This window comes from Dolichospermum sp. LEGE 00246 (assembly GCF_015207865.1).
Lineage (GTDB): Bacteria > Cyanobacteriota > Cyanobacteriia > Cyanobacteriales > Nostocaceae > Dolichospermum > Dolichospermum heterosporum.
This window is the reverse complement of sequence record NZ_JADEWA010000001.1, coordinates 1-17,356: the sequence shown is the minus strand read 5'-3', so window position 1 is coordinate 17,356 and position 17,356 is coordinate 1. Positions and strand designations below refer to the sequence as shown.

At 39.5% G+C, this 17,356-nt stretch carries 14 protein-coding genes and 2 pseudogenes; 9 read left to right on the top strand and 7 right to left on the bottom strand.

Annotation, left to right across the window (positions count from 1 at the left end):
- Positions 1–75 precede the first annotated feature (75 nt).
- The 9 genes and pseudogenes from IQ228_RS00080 to IQ228_RS00040 all read left to right on the top strand — a co-directional run.
- Positions 76–486: pseudogene (locus IQ228_RS00080) on the top strand (RNA-guided endonuclease TnpB family protein); the annotation flags it as partial.
- 534 nt (positions 487–1,020) lie between these two features.
- Entirely contained in the window at positions 1,021–2,733 is a 1,713-nt protein-coding gene (gene ltrA, locus IQ228_RS00075) for a group II intron reverse transcriptase/maturase (protein ID WP_035083271.1), read from the top strand.
- Positions 2,734–2,844: 111 nt separating this feature from the next.
- Positions 2,845–3,255, top strand: a pseudogene (locus tag IQ228_RS00070) (Uma2 family endonuclease); the annotation flags it as partial.
- A 60-nt stretch (positions 3,256–3,315) separates the two neighbouring features.
- The gene (locus IQ228_RS00065; RefSeq protein WP_193961892.1) at positions 3,316–3,951 is read left to right on the top strand and encodes a type I restriction endonuclease subunit R; all 636 of its coding nucleotides are present in this window, start codon (positions 3,316–3,318) and stop codon (positions 3,949–3,951) included.
- 770 nt (positions 3,952–4,721) lie between these two features.
- Positions 4,722–6,500: an ABC transporter ATP-binding protein gene (locus IQ228_RS00060; RefSeq protein ID WP_193961891.1), complete on the top strand. Its 1,779-nt coding sequence runs from the start codon at positions 4,722–4,724 to the stop codon at positions 6,498–6,500.
- Between the two features lie 166 nt (positions 6,501–6,666).
- Complete coding sequence (locus IQ228_RS00055; protein WP_193961890.1) at positions 6,667–8,010, top strand: nucleotidyltransferase family protein; 1,344 nt, start codon at positions 6,667–6,669, stop codon at positions 8,008–8,010.
- A complete protein-coding gene (locus tag IQ228_RS00050; protein ID WP_193961889.1) occupies positions 7,982–9,403 on the top strand; it encodes a tetratricopeptide repeat protein in 1,422 nt (473 codons plus the stop codon). The genes IQ228_RS00055 and IQ228_RS00050 overlap by 29 nt, the downstream gene beginning before the upstream one ends.
- Positions 9,400–10,104 carry a glycosyltransferase family A protein gene (locus IQ228_RS00045; protein WP_193961888.1) on the top strand — a complete coding sequence of 235 codons (705 nt, stop codon included), beginning with the start codon at positions 9,400–9,402 and terminating at the stop codon, positions 10,102–10,104. Before IQ228_RS00050 ends, IQ228_RS00045 begins: the two co-directional genes overlap by 4 nt.
- Before the next feature lie 68 nt (positions 10,105–10,172).
- Positions 10,173–10,541 carry an NAD(P)-dependent oxidoreductase gene (locus IQ228_RS00040; RefSeq protein WP_228043607.1) on the top strand — a complete coding sequence of 123 codons (369 nt, stop codon included), beginning with the start codon at positions 10,173–10,175 and terminating at the stop codon, positions 10,539–10,541.
- A gap of 86 nt (positions 10,542–10,627) precedes the next feature.
- Here IQ228_RS00040 and IQ228_RS00035 read toward each other — a convergent pair whose 3' ends face one another.
- The 7 genes from IQ228_RS00035 to IQ228_RS00005 form a co-directional block, all read right to left on the bottom strand.
- Complete coding sequence (locus IQ228_RS00035) at positions 10,628–11,320, bottom strand: glycosyltransferase family A protein (protein ID WP_193961887.1); 693 nt, start codon at positions 11,318–11,320, stop codon at positions 10,628–10,630.
- A 94-nt stretch (positions 11,321–11,414) separates the two neighbouring features.
- On the bottom strand, positions 11,415–12,104 hold the full coding sequence (locus IQ228_RS00030; protein WP_193961886.1) for a glycosyltransferase family A protein: 690 nt from the start codon (positions 12,102–12,104) through the stop codon (positions 11,415–11,417).
- Positions 12,105–12,182: 78 nt separating this feature from the next.
- Positions 12,183–12,899, bottom strand: a complete 717-nt coding sequence (locus IQ228_RS00025; protein ID WP_193961885.1) for an FkbM family methyltransferase — start codon at positions 12,897–12,899, stop codon at positions 12,183–12,185.
- A gap of 37 nt (positions 12,900–12,936) precedes the next feature.
- Positions 12,937–14,031, bottom strand: coding sequence for a serine kinase (locus IQ228_RS00020; RefSeq protein WP_193961884.1), 1,095 nt, complete (start codon positions 14,029–14,031; stop codon positions 12,937–12,939).
- 30 nt (positions 14,032–14,061) lie between these two features.
- Positions 14,062–15,108 (bottom strand): nucleotidyltransferase family protein, encoded by a 1,047-nt coding sequence (locus IQ228_RS00015; RefSeq protein ID WP_193961883.1) that lies wholly within the window; start codon positions 15,106–15,108, stop codon positions 14,062–14,064.
- A 119-nt stretch (positions 15,109–15,227) separates the two neighbouring features.
- Positions 15,228–15,680, bottom strand: a complete 453-nt coding sequence (locus IQ228_RS00010) for a PqqD family protein (RefSeq protein ID WP_027404333.1) — start codon at positions 15,678–15,680, stop codon at positions 15,228–15,230.
- Between the two features lie 436 nt (positions 15,681–16,116).
- Positions 16,117–17,223: a peptidylprolyl isomerase gene (locus IQ228_RS00005; RefSeq protein WP_193961882.1), complete on the bottom strand. Its 1,107-nt coding sequence runs from the start codon at positions 17,221–17,223 to the stop codon at positions 16,117–16,119.
- Positions 17,224–17,356 lie beyond the last annotated feature (133 nt).

The window sequence follows — 17,356 nt, the reverse complement described above, 5'->3', positions numbered from 1 at the left end:
AATCTTGTACTGCTAAATATCTTGACAATCTTACGCCACAACACAAATAGTAGTATAAGACTGGAGGTGGGGATAATGCTAATTTTTGAGTTTAAAGTTTACGGAAAATCAGTTCAGTTAACAGCAATAGATGATGCAATTCGTACTGCCCAATTCGTTCGTAATAGCTGTATTCGGCTATGGATGGATGTTAAAGATACAGGCAAAAATGACTTGCAAAAATATTGTGCTGTACTAGCAGCTAATTTCCCGTTTGCTAATGAACTCAATTCAATGGCGCGACAAGCTAGTGCTGAACGGGCATGGTCTTCTATCTCTCGGTTTTACGATAATTGCAAGAAGAATATTCCTGGTTTAAAGGGATATCCTCAATTTCATAAAGATTGTCGTTCTGTTGAATATAAAACATCAGGATGGGTGCGATTCGTTCTCTCGAAATGGAAACTATCCAAGGATGAGAGGCAATTTCAAATAGTAGATTATAAAACTACTGAAATTGACAACTTAATAATCATGTAGGTGAAAATTCCTACCTCTCTTGGTGAAGAGATGAAAGCATAACCCTACAGTTTGAGACTGATTATCAATGCTGGAGTGCAAGGGTTAAAAGCGGGTAACTACAAGCCCAATGTGGAATCCCTGCAAGCAAAGCTGTACATGGGTAACTAACGTGAAGGTATGCCCGAATCGTCGTTAAAGTTAACCAGCCAAATCAGGCTGATAGGCTGGAGCCAAAAGGCAAAGGATACATGGGGTCAGCGTTTCCATCCACGACTGACATTCACCCTCAATAAACCCGGCGAAGAGTACCACCCTAAATACAGCGTCAAATGATTATTAGGAACGAAATAATCCTCATATTTGCTCTCAGGAAAGGTCGATTCTCCTGAGTAGGTATCAACCGCAAGCATTACGAGGACAGGATTGTCTCAGAAGCAAATGCTCTTGGTAATACAAGAGATAAGCAGACGGAGACGCGACAGTTTGGACGATAAAGCTACCAAATAGAGTTAATAAGTCATGAACACGGCATTACAACCGATGTATGAATGGAAAAATATTCCCTGGCGAAAGCTAGAGAAGAATGTTTTTAAGCTCCAACGGCGGATTTATCAAGCCTCTAATCGTGGTGATGTCAAGACAGTCCATAGACTTCAACGTCTGTTGATGAAATCCTGGTCTGCAAAATGCCTGGCAGTTCGTCGGGTCACTCAGGACAATCAAGGGAAAAAGACAGCCGGAGTAGACGGAGTAAAATCATTAACTCCTAAACAAAGGCTGACATTAGTTTCCAGTCTTGAGATTAATCAAAAGGTCAATCCAACGAGAAGGGTAAGGATACCTAAACCTGGATCAGCGGAAAAAAGACCACTCGGAATTCCGACAATGAACGATAGGGCATTACAAGCCATAGCCAAAATCGCTTTGGAACCCGAATGGGAAGCCAAATTTGAAGAAAATAGTTATGGTTTTCGACCAGGACGCTCATGTCATGATGCGGTTGCAGCAATATTTAACAGCATTAGGTTCGTACCTAAATACGCCCTTGATGCTGACATATCAAAATGCTTTGACCAAATCAATCATGAAGCACTTCTAAGGAAAATTGGCACATTCCCCAAACTTAGACGGGTTATTAAAGCCTGGCTTAAATCTGGGGTAGTAGATAATGGAACCCTATTCCCCACAGAAGAAGGAACCCCACAGGGAGGAGTTATTTCCCCTCTTCTTGCCAACATCGCATTGCATGGATTGGAAACCAGAATTAGGGAAAATTATCCTGAATTCACTAAAGTCAACGGGATTAGATACACCAATGGAAGTTGGAAGCCGGAAATCATTAGATACGCCGATGATTTTGTAATTCTCCACCGAGACTTGTCCGTTATCCAAGAGTGCAAACGAATTACTGAGGAATGGCTCAAAGACATGGGTTTAGAATTGAAGCCAAGTAAAACCCGGATTGCCCATACACTTGAAAAAGTAGAAGGCATAGCTGGATTTGAATTCCTAGGATTCAACATCTGCCAACATAAGGCAGGAAAACATAATTCGGCAAAAAATCCCAGGAAACAAATATTAGGCTTTAAAACTATCATCACACCTGCAAAGGAAAAGGCAAAGCGTCATTACAAGAAGTTAGTAGAAATCATTGAGGCACATACAGCGTTACCCCAAAACCTCCTAATACAGAAATTAAATCCTGTCATCAGGGGATGGTGTAACTACTATTCAACAGTAGTTAGCCAGGAAACGTTCGATACAGTTGCACACCTGCTATTTAAAAGACTACTTGTATGGGCTTGCCGCAGACACCCAAGGAAGGGCAAGAAATGGGTTGTCAGGAAATACTGGCAAACCCATTGGAATTTTAAAAGTCCAGATGGATGGGAACTGGCAAATCCTGCCAAAACATCCATCAAAAGACACGTAAAAGTAAAAGGAAATTCCAGCCCCTACGATGGAAACTGGGTCTATTGGGCAACCAGGAAGGGAGAACACCCCGAAACGCCAACTAAAGTAGCAACCCTACTTAAAAAGCAAAAGGGAAAATGCCCATGCTGTGGATTATTCTTCAAAACTGACGACCTGCTAGAAATCGACCATATCACCCCAAAATCACTGGGTGGTAAAGACGAATATAAAAACTGGCAGCTATTACACCGTCATTGCCACGATAAGAAAACGTCAGAAGATGGCAGCATCAACGCAAAGGACGTATGGTATCTGTAACAACAGACCAAATTGTTGAGGAGCCGTGTGAGATGAAAATCTCAAGCACGGTTTTGAAGACCAGTCGGAGGGGCGACCGTCCGGCTGAGTTCATCCGGCTTGCTGATAATCGCGGAAATAAAGCGTTTAACTCTACATTGGCTGTGTTTTCGGGAAACTGGGGTGAGAACAAGTAGAAACAAATCGCGGTTGAGTGATTTGTGTGTAGTTACCCTAGAAGATGCAAAGGAATTACAAAATACTTCTGCTGTATTTCAATCACCACCATTATTGATTATCGAAGTGGTTGGTCTAGAATCGGTAAAAAGAGATTATCGTTATAAACGGTCGGAATATGCAGCTTTAGGAGTTCCTGAATATTGGATTGTCGATCCTTTAGAGAATAAGATTTCTGTGTTATTTCTGGAAGAAGGATTATATGAAGATACGGTATTTACTGCTAATCAAAAAATTATATCGCGGACTTTTTCCGAATTGAATATTACAGTTGAGCAGGTATTCAATGCAGGTAATTTGGGATAGTCAGTGTAAATAGTGGGTTAGCTACCCTACAAATCTGAGATATTTTTAAAGGTAACAGAAATGGTTTCTACCATTGGCATCACAGACAGCATTAAAAGTTTGAGTGATTTACAAACTCGTTGTCACTTACACCAAGCAGAAGATGAAAACTTTTTTAATGAATGGTTAACAGACTTACCACAACTCAACCCACAAGAACAATCAGGTGTTAGTCGCATCAAACAGCGTTATGATTATCATCGCCTTGATGGTTTATTATTAGAAGGGACAATTAATCTTTTAGTCGTTTCGCCACTTTTAGAACTTGCAGGTTTTCTAGATTCACCTTACCGAATTCGTTCACCCTATGGCATAAATTTAGAAATTGAAGAACCAGAAGAAACAATTCGCGGTTTTATTGATGTCCTAGTTGTCCAGGGAAAACTTTGGATTTTTGTGGTTGAATCTAAACGAAATAGCATTCCAGTTGTCGCAGCAATACCGCAGTTATTAGCCTATATGTTAACTACTCCCCACCGGGACAAATCAGTATTTGGTATGGCTACAAATGGTGATGAATTTATATTTATAAAACTAGCTATCACAGACAAACCTGAATACGACGTATCACGCACATTTTCCCTATTTCCCCGCCGACATGAATTAGCTGAAGTGTTGCAAATTTTAAAACGATTAGGAGAATCCATTATAGCTTAAGTAATTAGACAAAAATATTTACAGTCATTGCGAGCGAAGAGAAGCAATCACAACCCTTGGAATTGCTTCATTTCACTTCGTTCCATTCCCAATGACATTGTGTAATTAATTCTGTCTCACTACTTAATTGATCTGAGGGCAAACGCCCCTAAATTCTGTAATCCATGTCCAGCAAGGGTTTCAATTTTTAGTCACAAAACTAAACAATCGTCAAAACCTTGGTCCAGTAAGCATTCTAAAAATAAGCTGCGTTTGCCCTGAATTGATCTGCATCTTTTCCTGAAACCTTTTTGCCATTGCCCAAATTTCATAAGTAGTGAGACAGAATTAATTACACAATGTCATTGCATTAGCGCAGCGTGGCGTTAGCCATCTGGAACGAAGTGAAATGGAGCAATCACAACACTGGCGATTGCTTCCCTTCGCTCGCAATGACTGTAAATATTTTTGTCAAATTACTTAGTACATTTAAATTCTTTGTTATTTTTACTACTATAGCAGTATGCACTTGAGTGAGATGCAGTCAGCAAATTATAAAGCCTGTAGGGGCGCAGGGTCTGCGATCTTGATTGTATTGCATCAAGCGTGATAACAGCTATGAAGGTTCTGGGTATGCGATTATCAATACTCAGAAATTCGTATTGAGCATCAGTCAAATTATTGGGGTATGCTTTACTCATGTTACTCTCAGGGTAAACTGTGACAGAAAAACCACAGTTTACATTGAGAGAGCTTTTTTACAACCTACCCGACGTTTTAAACACCCTCTAATGACAAACATCAAACGTGCGATTAGTCTAGTTTGGCAAAGTTCTCCAAACTGGATGATTGCCAATGTAATTTTTAATGTAATTCAAAGTATATTACCTCTGACATTACTTTACATTATCAAATTAATTGTGGATCGCATTGCTGTCAGTATCAGCATTAACGATAAACAACAGATGTTTGGAGATATTACCTTTCTGCTCATCAATGCTGGGGCAATTGTATTATGGATCAATTTTAATACTGTAATTGCGGAAATATGCTCTACAACCCTATCGCAGAGGGTGACAGACTATATGCAGGTAACGATTTTCCGAAAAGCGATCGCTATTGATCTAGAATCCTACGAAAGCCCTGAAAAACAAGATATTTTGGAACGTGCTAAGTGGGAAGCACCACACCGCCCTACCCGAATGTTAAGCAATTTAACTACTGCTTTTCAAAATATTATCTCTTTGACAGTAATCTCTGGATTATTACTCTCATTAAATTGGGTGATATTTGTAATTTTGTTGGTGGCTTCAATACCGACAATGTTTATTCGCTTTTGGCAATCAAAATTTCTCTACAAATGGCAGCGTCGTCAAACTGAAATAGAACGTAAAGCTAACTACTTTGGACATTTAATACTAGGAGATCAACCTGCAAAGGAGATTAGAATATTCGGTTTAGGTGATGTTTTCATTCAAAGATTTTATCAACTTAGACAACAACTATTTAAAGAGAAACTTGCTATTACAGTCCAACAATCTCTGATGCGATTAATTACACAGGGTTGTACTGGGCTGTTGATGATAGGAACATATCTATTTATTATTCATCAAACAATTTATGGTAAGTTTCAATTGGGTGATTTAGTTTTATATAGTCAAGCATTTCAGAGGGGACAAAATGGACTCAAAGACTTGATTGCTAGTCTAGGCGGACTGCATGAAAATAATTTATTTCTGTCGGATATATTTGATTTCCTGGCTCTCCCAAATGGGATGCATGAAACTATGCAGCCCAAGCCAGTTCCATCTAAAATGCAAAAAGGTATTGTTTTTGAGAATGTGAGCTTTCAACATCAAAATTCGTCTAGGAAGGCAATTAAACAAGTCAATCTGAAAATTTTGCCTCAAGAAGTGGTGGCACTAGTTGGTGAAAATGGATCTGGCAAAACTACCCTAGTGAAATTGTTATGTCGTCTTTATGATGTAACTGGCGGTAGTATTACTATGGATGGGGTTAATATTAAAAATTTTGCAATCAAGGATTTACAGCGTCAGATTAGTGTGATTTTTCAAGATTATACCCGCTATCAATTAACAGCAAAAGATAATATTTGGGTTGGCAATATTGATTTATCACCTAACTCTGAAAAAATTATGGAAGCATCTGAACATTCAGGTGCTGATTCTGTAATTAAAAGTTTGCCCCAAGAATATGAAACTCTCTTAGGAAAATGGTTTCAGGGAGGAGAAGAATTGAGTGGCGGTCAGTGGCAGAAAATTGCCCTTGCTCGTGCTTTTTTGCGAGATGCTCAGTTAGTCATATTAGATGAACCAACCAGTAGTATGGATGCCTATGCAGAGGCGGCGGTATTCCAGAAGTTTCGAGAAATCATGAGCGATCGCGCAGTGCTGCTAATTACCCATCGACTGGCTACTGTGAGAACAGCAGATCGAATTTATGTGTTGCACGAGGGCGAGATTGTTGAAAGTGGAACTCACGATCAACTCATGTCTCTCAATGGTAAATATGCTGATTTATTTACAACCCAATCTAAAAATTATCAATAATATATAAGTAGGTGAACACAATAAAACCAAACTGTGTAAAGAAACGTAAAATCGCCCAAACCCTCTTCACTCTTGCCTTTTGCCTTGCCACAACGACAATTTTCAACGCCAACCTACTTACCACTTGGCGCTATCCTGAAATCAGATTTTTTTGTATTAGGAAATCATGTATAAAATAGTATCTGAAACTCATAAAAATACTTTATCTCCGGAAGTGATCGCTTTAGTTACTTGTCTCAAGTTCCATTTTCACACCACGACTGTTAACGCAGTTATGGACTTACTAACAGATGATCTCAATTGGTCTAAATTGATAGAAATTAGCATCGCTCAGGGTGTAATGCCTCTGCTGTATAAAAGTCTGAAAGAAATTGATGATGTCCCGCCCTCGGTAATGCGGCAACTGCAAACACTCAATCGCATGAATGGATTGAATAACTTATCTCAAACTAAAGAACTGTTAAGGATTTTGACGCAATTAGAAAAGTCAGGAATTGAGGCGATCGCTTTTAAGGGAGCAGCACTGGCAGCATCAGCTTATGGGAATGTGACTTTGCGCCAGTTTAATGATCTTGATATTTTGGTGCAGCGACGGGACTTTTGGCAAGCCAAAGCAGTTTTAATTAGTCAAGGCTATCAGTCTAATTTTTTAGAAGAGGCTGAAATTGATGCCTTCGAGACAAGTTTGCAAATATCTCTGTCTTACAAAGCCCCGGAAGCAGAGATGTTTAACGCCAGATTTGAGCCATCATTACTGCATAGCAACCTAGAACGTAGTATTGATTTACATTGGGGTATTCCACCTAGACGGACTTGGAACCCGAACCATTACGATCGCCTTTGGGAATATTGTCAGCCCATGACACTCATGGGTCAATCTATCAAAAGTTTCATTCCAGAAATAGCGTTAATTATTCAAAGTGTTAATATTGCCAAGGATTATGAGTGGTTGCAATCGCTTAAACAAATTTGTGATCTTGCCCAAGTGATCCAAGCACATCCGGATTTAGATTGGCACTTAACTTTGCGACTATCTTCAGAGTTGCGGTGTGAGAAACTATTTTTACTGGGAATCTACATAACCCAAAATCTCTTCAATATTTCTGTACCAGATTATATTGTATCAAAATTTATTCAGATTAAATCACTGGACACACAAATCGGACTGTTCAATTCTCTGGAGAGTAAGACAGATAGCACTTTATACCAAGCATTTTATGAAAGTAGATTTATATCTACTATCCGCAGTTTGTATTTAGGATATATCTCACCATTAAAAACACTAGATAGTTCATTAAATCGTTCGTGGCTTAATGAAGCCGTTTCAATGAGTTTATTATATCTGTATTTTCTGATGAAGAGATTATGTGTACCGAATGAACACGATCATGAATTTTTAAGACTTCCTCAGCAATTATTTTTTCTGTATTACTTTGTTCGTCCCATCCGCATATTATGGAAATACACTTTGCAAGAAATATATGAATCTGGAACTAAACAAAAACAATAACCAAGACAACCCAGCGTTAACCAAATTTAAATTAGGAAATGCTTGGCAACTGCGCGGTAACTTGGAAAATGCCTTCGCTCGCTATCAGGAAACCTTAATACTGAAACCAGACTTTTTGCCTGCCTATGAACAATTGGGCAATGTAATGCTCAAGCAACGACGGACAGCAGAAGCGATGGATTACTATGAACAAGCTTTAGCTATTGACTTTGATGCCACTGATCTTTCTTTTTATTATCAATCTTTGGGCTGGCGAAAACCCAGCAATTCCACACAAATTATTCCAGATAAAAAAGCAGAAAATCTTTATTTTCCTACTGAAAAACTACAAGGTATAGCCAGAGGAAAAATTAATCTCGGACAACAAAGAGTTTTTGCTCCTCATCGTAGTGGTTGGAATTTTGCAATTCAAGCGCTAAGTTCTTTACACAATCCCCAAGGTATTTTGTTTGATGGCTTCCTAGAAGATCAATTTCTCTTTCAACATCATCACATCGGTCAGCGATCGCCCCGGATCTTAGCAAAAATGCAGGCTGATGGAGTTTTCCAGAGTTTAGCGAACTCAGAAGAAAAAGGCATTGTCCCTTATAAAACTCCTTGGGTGGGATTTCTGCACAATCCCCACAGGATGCCCATCTGGTTCCATGATGCCAGATCGCCCCAAAAACTATTTGAGAAGCAAATTTGGCAAGATAGTTTGCCTCACTGCGTGGGATTATTTGCACTATCTCACTATTATGGTGATTGGCTGCGGAAAGAAACAGGTAAACCGGTTTCAGTATTAATCCATCCCACTGAGATTCCCGAAAAACAATTTGATTTTCATCAATTTCTCGCCAATCCTCAGAAAAAAGTAGTGCAGATTGGTTGGTGGTTGCGGAAGTTACACTCGATTTATCAATTACCTCTAGCTAAAGGTAACTCTCTTGGTTACGAAAAGGTGAGATTAGGTTTTTTGTTTGAATCATCAGAAACAATATTAGCTCAACTAATGAAAATCGAGGAGAGGATTTATAAAATTCAAGTTGATCCAGCTTATCTTGAGAATACAACTGTTATTAAACATATTCCCGACGATGCCTATGATGATCTGTTCTCGATGAATATCGCCTTTGTGGATTTGTATGACTCTAGTGCAAATAATGCCATTATTGAATGTATTGCTCGTGCCACACCACTGCTAGTTAATCCTATTCCTAGTGTAATAGAATATCTAGGCGAAGACTATCCGATGTATTTCCATACCCTAGAAGAAGCAGCAGAAAAAGCATTGGATATGGCACTCATTTTAGAAACTCATGAATATCTCAAGTCCTGCGAAACTCGTGATCAACTATCAGCAAATTATTTTCTAGATAGCTTTTGTAATAGTGAAGTATATAAATCAATATGATGAATTTACCTTTAGTTAGTGTTATTATTCCCTGCTATAACCGAGAGCGCTATTTAGCTGAAGCTATCGAAAGTGTTCTAGACCAAACCTATACCCACATTGAGTTGATTGTGATTGATGATGGATCGAGCGATCGCAGTGGCGAAATAGCCCAAAGCTATCCCCTGAAATATCACTATCAAACCAATGGTGGCATCGGTGCTGCTAGAAATACCGGAATTGCAATGGCAAGCGGTGAGTTTTTATCCTTTCTCGACTCCGATGATATTTGGGTTAAGGACAAACTAGCAAAACAAATGGCGATCTTTGATACTAATCTAGATATAGAAGCAGTCTTTGGCTATGCTCAAAATTTTTATAGCCCAGAACTAGATGAAAACTTCAGAAACAGGATTCGCTGCCCAGAACAACCAATCGCCGCGCATCTATCTAGTGCAATATTAATCAAGCCATCGGCTTTCTTGAGAGTGGGAAACTTTGACACCAATCTCAAAACAGGTATTGATATAAGTTGGTATATCTCGGCGATGGAACATCAACTTCAACAAATTACAATTCCAGATGTGGTCTATTACCGCCGACTACATGAAAGCAATAATGGAATTGCAGAACGTCAATACGCAAATCAACTACTGCACCTAATCAAAGCCAAGCTAGATCGAAAACGTGCAGAACAGAGAGTTTTAAACGAAGAATTTTAGGTATTTACGGCACTGCTATGTTTGACTTTCTGAGAAACCGTCAATCAACAAAATCGACAACAAAGAAATTGATTTTATTAACCGGTGCTGCTGGGAACATTGGGACATCTCTACAGCATCAACTGGATGGTGATTATCAATTTCGTTGTATTGATCGCCGCCATGTTCCCCATGCCAAAGATTTCCGTCGAGTGGATATCACCAACTTTAAGGCTGTTCTGAAAGTTATGGCTGGTGTGGATGCAGTAATTCATCTAGCAGCCAATCCTGAGATTAATCAACCTTGGGAAGATGTGTATACTAGCGGTATTGGAGGGACACATAACATATTTGAAGCAGCCCGTCAAGCGGGAGTAAAACAAATTATTTATGCCAGCACCATTCATGTTTCAGGAAGGATGGCGGGAAGTGGAACAAGAATCCCATATTACCCCTGAAATGCCTGTGCGTCCTAATGGTTGCGCTGTCGCTTAACCCAACAAAGCAGGAAATGGACAAGGTATTGTCTATAAAATAGATTAGCTCATTCAGGTTGGCGCGATTGACGAGCGATCGATTGCTTGATCATTTTAAACATCTCAGATTTGCAAGATCCTGCCATCAGCCATGATAAATTAGAGCCATGAAATCGTCTTAATGTCAGGATTTCATTGATATTAAACATGGGAATTTTCGCATCTTTGGCTCGCCATAGCCATTCTGTATCCTGGCTGACAGGATAATCAACAGAAAAATCTCCAACTTGACTAAAAACAGATTTGTGAACCACCATTGTGCTAGGAATGATCACTGTCACCTCTTCCCAATTGGGATCATCTCTCAGCCAAGGGGGAAGTTGAGTATCTGACTCTAAGAAATTTATCGCCTTTGTACCTGTGATCCCAATATGAGGATTTTCCAGCATATAGGCAATTTGAAGACTGAGTTTATCAGGTTTCCAGAGATCATCTGCGTCCAGAAAAGCAATATATTCACCCTTTGCAGCAGCGATCGCCACATTACGAGCGACGGATACACCTTGATTTGATTGATAAAAATATTGTACTTCTGGATAACCACGCACAATTTCAGCACTGTTGTCTGTTGAGCCATCATCCACAACAATGACTTCGATTGGGTGATAGGTTTGAGCAAATACGCTGTCAAGTGTTGCGCCTATATAATTAGCGTAATTATATACAGGGATAATGACAGTAACTAAAGGTAAATTATTCATTAATGCCCAAAAACTGTTAGGATACGAATCTCAAGATAATGCTAAAATTCTGTTGAAAGATGTTTAATTCTATGAATGAATAAAATAGATTAGCTCATCGAGCTTGGGTTTTACGAGCGATCGATTCCTTCATAATTCTCCACCTCCGATATGTTAGAGTTCCTGCCATCAGCCATGATACATTGGAGCCGTGAAATCGTCTTAATGTCAGGATTTCATTGATCTTAAACATGGGGATCTTTGCATCTTTAGCTCGCCATTGCCATTCTGTATCCTCGCTGGCACGATAATCAGGAGAGAAAACCCCGATTTGACTAAAAACAGATTTGTGAACCACCATTGTGCTAGGAATGATCACTGTCACCTCTTCCCAACTGGGATCATCTCTCATCCAAGGCGGAAGTTGAGTATTTGAATCTAAGAAATTTATCGCCTTTGTACCTGTGATCCCAATATGAGGATTTTCCAGCATATAGGCAATTTGAAGACTGAGTTTATCAGGTTTCCACAGATCATCTGCGTCCAAAAATGCGATAAATTCACCTTTAGCAGCAGCGATCGCCACATTGCGAGCAACTGACACACCTTGATTTGATTGATAAAAATACTGTACTTCTGGATAACCACGTACAATGTCAGCACTGTTGTCTGTTGAGCCATCATCCACAACAATGACTTCGATTGGGCGATAGGTTTGAGCAAATACACTATCAAGTGTTGCACCTATATAATTGGCGTAATTATATACAGGGATAATGACAGTTACTAAAGGTAAGTTATTCATTAATGCCCAAAAACTGTTAGGATATGAATCTCAAGATGATACCAAAAATCTGCTGACAGATATTTAAGAGTAACCAAACTAGTAAACACTCTGATGTAACCAATACATTTCCCAAGGTTTATCCCGTTTCAATGGATTTTTAGCGCGTTGATAGCCATTGGATTCTAATAACTGAGAAATGGGTAAACGGATAGAACCATCACATTCCAAACTCAGAGCTAGAAAGACATAAGACTCAAAGGGGAAAACTTCTAAAACATCCAATTCACTGCCCTCAATATCAAAAGCAGCATAATCAATCACTTGAGGAGCATGATATTTTTTAAGCAGCACCTCTAAGGTTACTGCCTCCTTTTTAACTTCTTTGCCTTTAGCGACAACCTCTTTCCCCTGATACTTAACTGTTTCTAAGTTCGATTTGATGCCGCTTAAATAAGGACTAACCGTCTCATCGCTGCCTTCGATAAAAGTTACAGTTCCTACTTGATTGGATAAGCAGACTTGCTCACAAATACTATTGGGACGATTGCGAACCAATTGCTCAAAAAAGTAATCACTCGGTTCAACACAAATTCCTTTCCATCCAAACTCTTTCTCAAGGACATAACAACTACTTACTTCTCTACCATTCGCTGCTCCAACCTCTAAGAAATAACCGTCCTGTTTATTGGGAAAGACATATTCAGCAATCCATCGATCATTATTGGTTTCGTTATAGTATTGCCTTTGGGCAGGAAGAATTGTCGGTACAAATCTAGTTAAGCCCTCAATCATTTTTCGCCGTAGATACCCCATTTTATAGACTTCTCTTTTAAGTTTAAGTTACCCAGATTTAAATTTGCGATAGTAGACGTAGAATTACATCGGGAATTTGTACCATATCTGTGCCAAGTTCCAAAACATAACAAGGAACTTGTCTAACTAAATTTGACATGATTTTTAATGCTGTTTGTCCACTACCAGCTAATTGAAAGATGCTACTAGGAGCTAGGGCGCGTAAGGCTGCTCCTGCACTGATGGGACGGAGATGGGTATCTAGTTTCCCGGTAATTTGGGGAACTAAAACCGCTTTAATCGGAAATCCTAGTACAACTTTTTGCGGATGGTGTTGATGTAAAAATAGCATTGCTTTTTCATTCTCTAAGCGATCGCAATTATCAATGAGATCCGCTAAATGGGGAAATCGTTCTAGATCCGCTTGTCCTCTTAATTTGGCGGTGTTGTAAAGGCTATAAACATAGGGCTTGGGATCAGTGGAAAGTAAACAATAATCATCACTGGCATAGAGGAGTGAACTATTAATACAAGTTAGGGAAGTAGAGGATTTACCAGAACCACCTTTTCCTGCAATTAAAACTCCCCCATCCAGATTACCGATCGCCCCTGCATGAACATATTGATGTTGGAGATCGCTTGTCCACCAATTCAAAATGGTTTGCAGAGGAGATCCTTTTTCCCAATAAGGAATATCTTTAGCATCATCAATCCAATAACAAGCTAAATTCTGTTCTCGATCTAGGACACTGAGAATATTCGGACCGATATGAAAATTGGAACGAATGCGATCGCCATCATAGGCTTTGATCTCTTTGCGTGGACCGAGATAATCTGCCCAATGTCTTCTAATTAGGGATAACAGGCTATCAATTAATAATGGCAATTGTGTTTTAGTTGAGGTATTATCCCATAAGCAAATCGTTAGATGGGGCTGGGGAACTGGGGCTATCGCCAAATGGGACAATGCAGGGGTAATCTGGGGAATCAGCCCCTCTCCTGCAAACCTTAGACAGAGATTATACTTACCGATGGTATAAAAATATTGCACCTCGCCAGCAATCTGAGCGGCTCTTTCAAAGCCTGTATATACCAGTTGGAAATAAGCAAGGCGATCGCTCTGAGCAATACTCAGATCAGGGTTAGGGTACATAAAAATTACTGAAATCTAGTTAAGAAACAATTACTTTGAAAGAGTCAACAGTTGTAGTGATTGCACAATGGTTGAACGTATCAGAGAACGGCGATCACCGGACAAAACTCGATACTTTAGCCACTCCATATTGGCGATCGGCATTTGCCAGAGAGCCGGCCATACCCACGTTGGTAATTCTAATGCAAATAACTGCTGCAAAAGCCGCAACATATTCTGCACAGGCAAGATCATTTGATATCGTTGTGCTTGTGTGATCAACCTGATCCAATCGTTGTTTGGGAGATTCGCAATTAACAGGAAAGCATCTGCAATCCTGTGTATTTGTGGATTCGATGATTTGGGCAATCGCTGTCTAAAAAACATTCGCGCGCATCCATCCAGGAACTGATCCGTTGGACTCAGATGCCAACCTGCTTCATTGCTCCAATCCGCAGTCGCATAATGCCACACCTGCCCATCTGTATAGTCTTGGGGAATTGCCCAAAACAGATGTCCTTGCAAATAAAGCGGTAAATTCAGCGATGAATCACAATTGTTGCGTAATTCCCTAAATTGTTGGCTGGTCCCATCAACGCTATGCCAATTAAGCGAGATCAAATGCTCGATTGCTGTCTCTAAATAATTGCCATCAACCAAGAGATGGAAGCTAGAAATTGATCGATAATTCTCAATTTTATTTTTACCTATCCCACCCCAAGCAGCATCCCCCAGCACAATCGCCTCAATACCAATATCCTTTAAACTAGACAATATTGCTTTTAGGGACTTGAGCTTCAATTGATTAGCATACCAATTGCGGCGATAGATCCCCTTTAGCCTGGACATCTCAGTGTCATCAACGCCATGAGCTAATAAATTTTGGTAAAGTTGTGGCAGCAATGAATAGGAACTAGCATCTAAAGTTTCTATATCAACTGAATTGCGCCAATCTTGCCAAGCCGTTAACATTGCCTGCTCTTTTAACAGTGTGGCTTTGAGTAATTGTTTGTGCGATAGTTCTAGTCGATAACTATCAAAGTAAGCCAGGTGAAGCCCTTGGCGGGCGGCTACGCCATCGAGCAAGTCTAAATTCATGTAAAATCAATATCTTGTATTCATTAAAATACTGTAGACAATTTTCCAAACTAGGTCTGAAACCCAATAAAATCGTGACTATATCAATAGGGTTTCAGGGTTTTGGTTACAGTATTGCACTATGAAACTGGTTTCACATTTGGCCATCCAGCATCTACATCTACTTCATGAATAGGATCGAGTAAAAGTAAATCTTCCATATCTGTGAACTTCTCTAAAATCGGTTTCTCAAATTTGGGCTTTTCATTACCGGTAGCTGATTCCTGATGATTAATAGCTCCAGGTGTAATAATAATGGTATTAGCAATAATTAAGTCTTCATGTTGCAATTTATTCAGAAATTCATCAACTGCCGCAGTTATCTCTTCGATACTGCCATCATACTTTTTTCCAATTTCTTGGATCATACTCTGCGAATCAAGATGACCTTCGATACAACTCCACAAATCTGCACCAGTTTTTAGCAGACTGTAATAGTAACCCCGATCGATATTAACAACTATAACTTCTCCATCAATAGTTTCAGAAACAATTTTAGGACTATTGACTTGAAATACTTGGTTTTTATCCATATAAATGCCTACAATTTGATTATTTTTTTTAGAGTATAACCCAAATTTTTAGGGGTAAAGCATCTAATTTTTTTTGACAAAATTAGGACTTACGCATTGACAGAATAACAAAATAGTGCATTGATGAATAAGGGTCGTCTAGTAAGTAACCGTTCACGGGGGGTACAAAAAACGCTCTATATGAAATTCCACGAAAACAGCATGAAAAACGTTATAGATTTGATTTTTTTAGGTCATTTAAAATTCGCAAAATCTCTATATCGGTTTGCAAATCCTTTTCTAGCCAATTTAAGAACCATTCGTTAATATGTCAAGTTGCCTGAAAAACCCAACAGACAAAGCTTTCAGGTTTTTTAATAAATTCTCACCCCCTGTGAACGTTTAAGTTTGTAGTTGGCACTTTAGTAATCAAGCACCAACTACGAACAATAATTAATTAAGCTGCTTGAGGCTGAACTAAATTTTCTATGCCTTGAATAACAGTTGCAGATTCAATTTTGTCACCAGCTTTGAGTTTATCTAAAATCTCTCTCCCCTCAGTCAAATAACCAAACACAGCATAACGACCATCTAAAAGATTACGTCCTGCGGGAGTAAGTTCTGGTTCAAACAAAAAGAAGAAAATTTGCGAAGAACCACCATTAGCTTCATTTTCTGGACGTGCCATAACTAACGCACCAAAAGACGAAAACGGTAAAACAGGCATATCTAAATAACGCCCAGCTTCTTCGAGAGTAATACCGTAGGTTGGTTCTTTTTCGCCCTTGACCAAAATTTCTAAAGGAACAGCCCGATATTTGCCAGTTTGAGGATCAATAAAACCGACTTCCTTACCTACAGGATCTCCGGTTTGGAGAAAGTAAGATTCTTCCGAACGGGTGAATTCTAAACCGTTATAAAAACCTCTTTGTACCAAATCAACAAAATTACCAGCAGTCACGGGAGCGCTATAGCCATCTACAACTACAGTCAAATCACCTTTATTAGTTTTGAAAGCAATGGTAGCGCGTCCCTTCAGTTGGGGTAAGTTACTATACTCAGCCGGAACTTCAAAGGGGAATTTTGTCACCATTGATTCTTCTAACAAGCTGACAAGATTGAGTAATTTAGCTCTTCCGTCAAGAATGGGTTCTTTTTGTTTAGTTTTAACCACTTCTTGCAGTTCTATGATACCAGATTTCAATTCAGTCATCCAAGCTTCGGCTTGAGGTTGGCGTTCTTCCGGAACGCTTGCTAATATTTGGGAAGGTTTATCGAGTATCCGCAATGCCTGCTTGAGGTCATTATTAACTGCACCCCATCGTTTATTTGCCCGCAGTTGGTTAGAAATATCCTCTAAACTGGCTTGCAGTTTACGGACAGGTTGATTATCTATCGGCAGTGCATAGCGCAACAAAGCCTTACCGTCGGTAATTGCGTTTCCTGCTGGTAAGCCAGCGTTACTAGCGGGAGTCCACCCAGCCGTACTTATGCCTAAAAATATTGTTAATAGCAATATTACCTTTAGGCTGTTCTTCACCCAGGACTTAAATAAGTTCAACATGAAATTTCCCTTTCTTCAGCATCAAAGTGTTGACTGGAAGTAACTTATTGATTATCTTCCCACATTGGGGGACTGGGGATGGAGGAGGCAGGGGAAGTAGGGGAAGTAGGGGAAGTAGGGGAAGTAGGGGAAG

Coding starts and splice junctions, on each gene's coding strand:
- IQ228_RS00045 (WP_193961888.1), top strand. CDS start 9,400: ATGATGAATTTACCTTTAGTTAGTGTTATTATTCCCTGCTATAACCGA.
- IQ228_RS00050 (WP_193961889.1), top strand. CDS start 7,982: ATGAATCTGGAACTAAACAAAAACAATAACCAAGACAACCCAGCGTTA.
- IQ228_RS00010 (WP_027404333.1), bottom strand. CDS start 15,680: ATGGATAAAAACCAAGTATTTCAAGTCAATAGTCCTAAAATTGTTTCT.
- IQ228_RS00060 (WP_193961891.1), top strand. CDS start 4,722: ATGACAAACATCAAACGTGCGATTAGTCTAGTTTGGCAAAGTTCTCCA.
- IQ228_RS00065 (WP_193961892.1), top strand. CDS start 3,316: ATGGTTTCTACCATTGGCATCACAGACAGCATTAAAAGTTTGAGTGAT.
- IQ228_RS00055 (WP_193961890.1), top strand. CDS start 6,667: ATGTATAAAATAGTATCTGAAACTCATAAAAATACTTTATCTCCGGAA.
- IQ228_RS00025 (WP_193961885.1), bottom strand. CDS start 12,899: ATGGGGTATCTACGGCGAAAAATGATTGAGGGCTTAACTAGATTTGTA.
- IQ228_RS00035 (WP_193961887.1), bottom strand. CDS start 11,320: ATGAATAATTTACCTTTAGTTACTGTCATTATCCCTGTATATAATTAC.
- IQ228_RS00020 (WP_193961884.1), bottom strand. CDS start 14,031: ATGTACCCTAACCCTGATCTGAGTATTGCTCAGAGCGATCGCCTTGCT.
- IQ228_RS00015 (WP_193961883.1), bottom strand. CDS start 15,108: ATGAATTTAGACTTGCTCGATGGCGTAGCCGCCCGCCAAGGGCTTCAC.
- IQ228_RS00030 (WP_193961886.1), bottom strand. CDS start 12,104: ATGAATAACTTACCTTTAGTAACTGTCATTATCCCTGTATATAATTAC.
- IQ228_RS00005 (WP_193961882.1), bottom strand. CDS start 17,223: ATGTTGAACTTATTTAAGTCCTGGGTGAAGAACAGCCTAAAGGTAATA.
- ltrA (WP_035083271.1), top strand. CDS start 1,021: ATGAACACGGCATTACAACCGATGTATGAATGGAAAAATATTCCCTGG.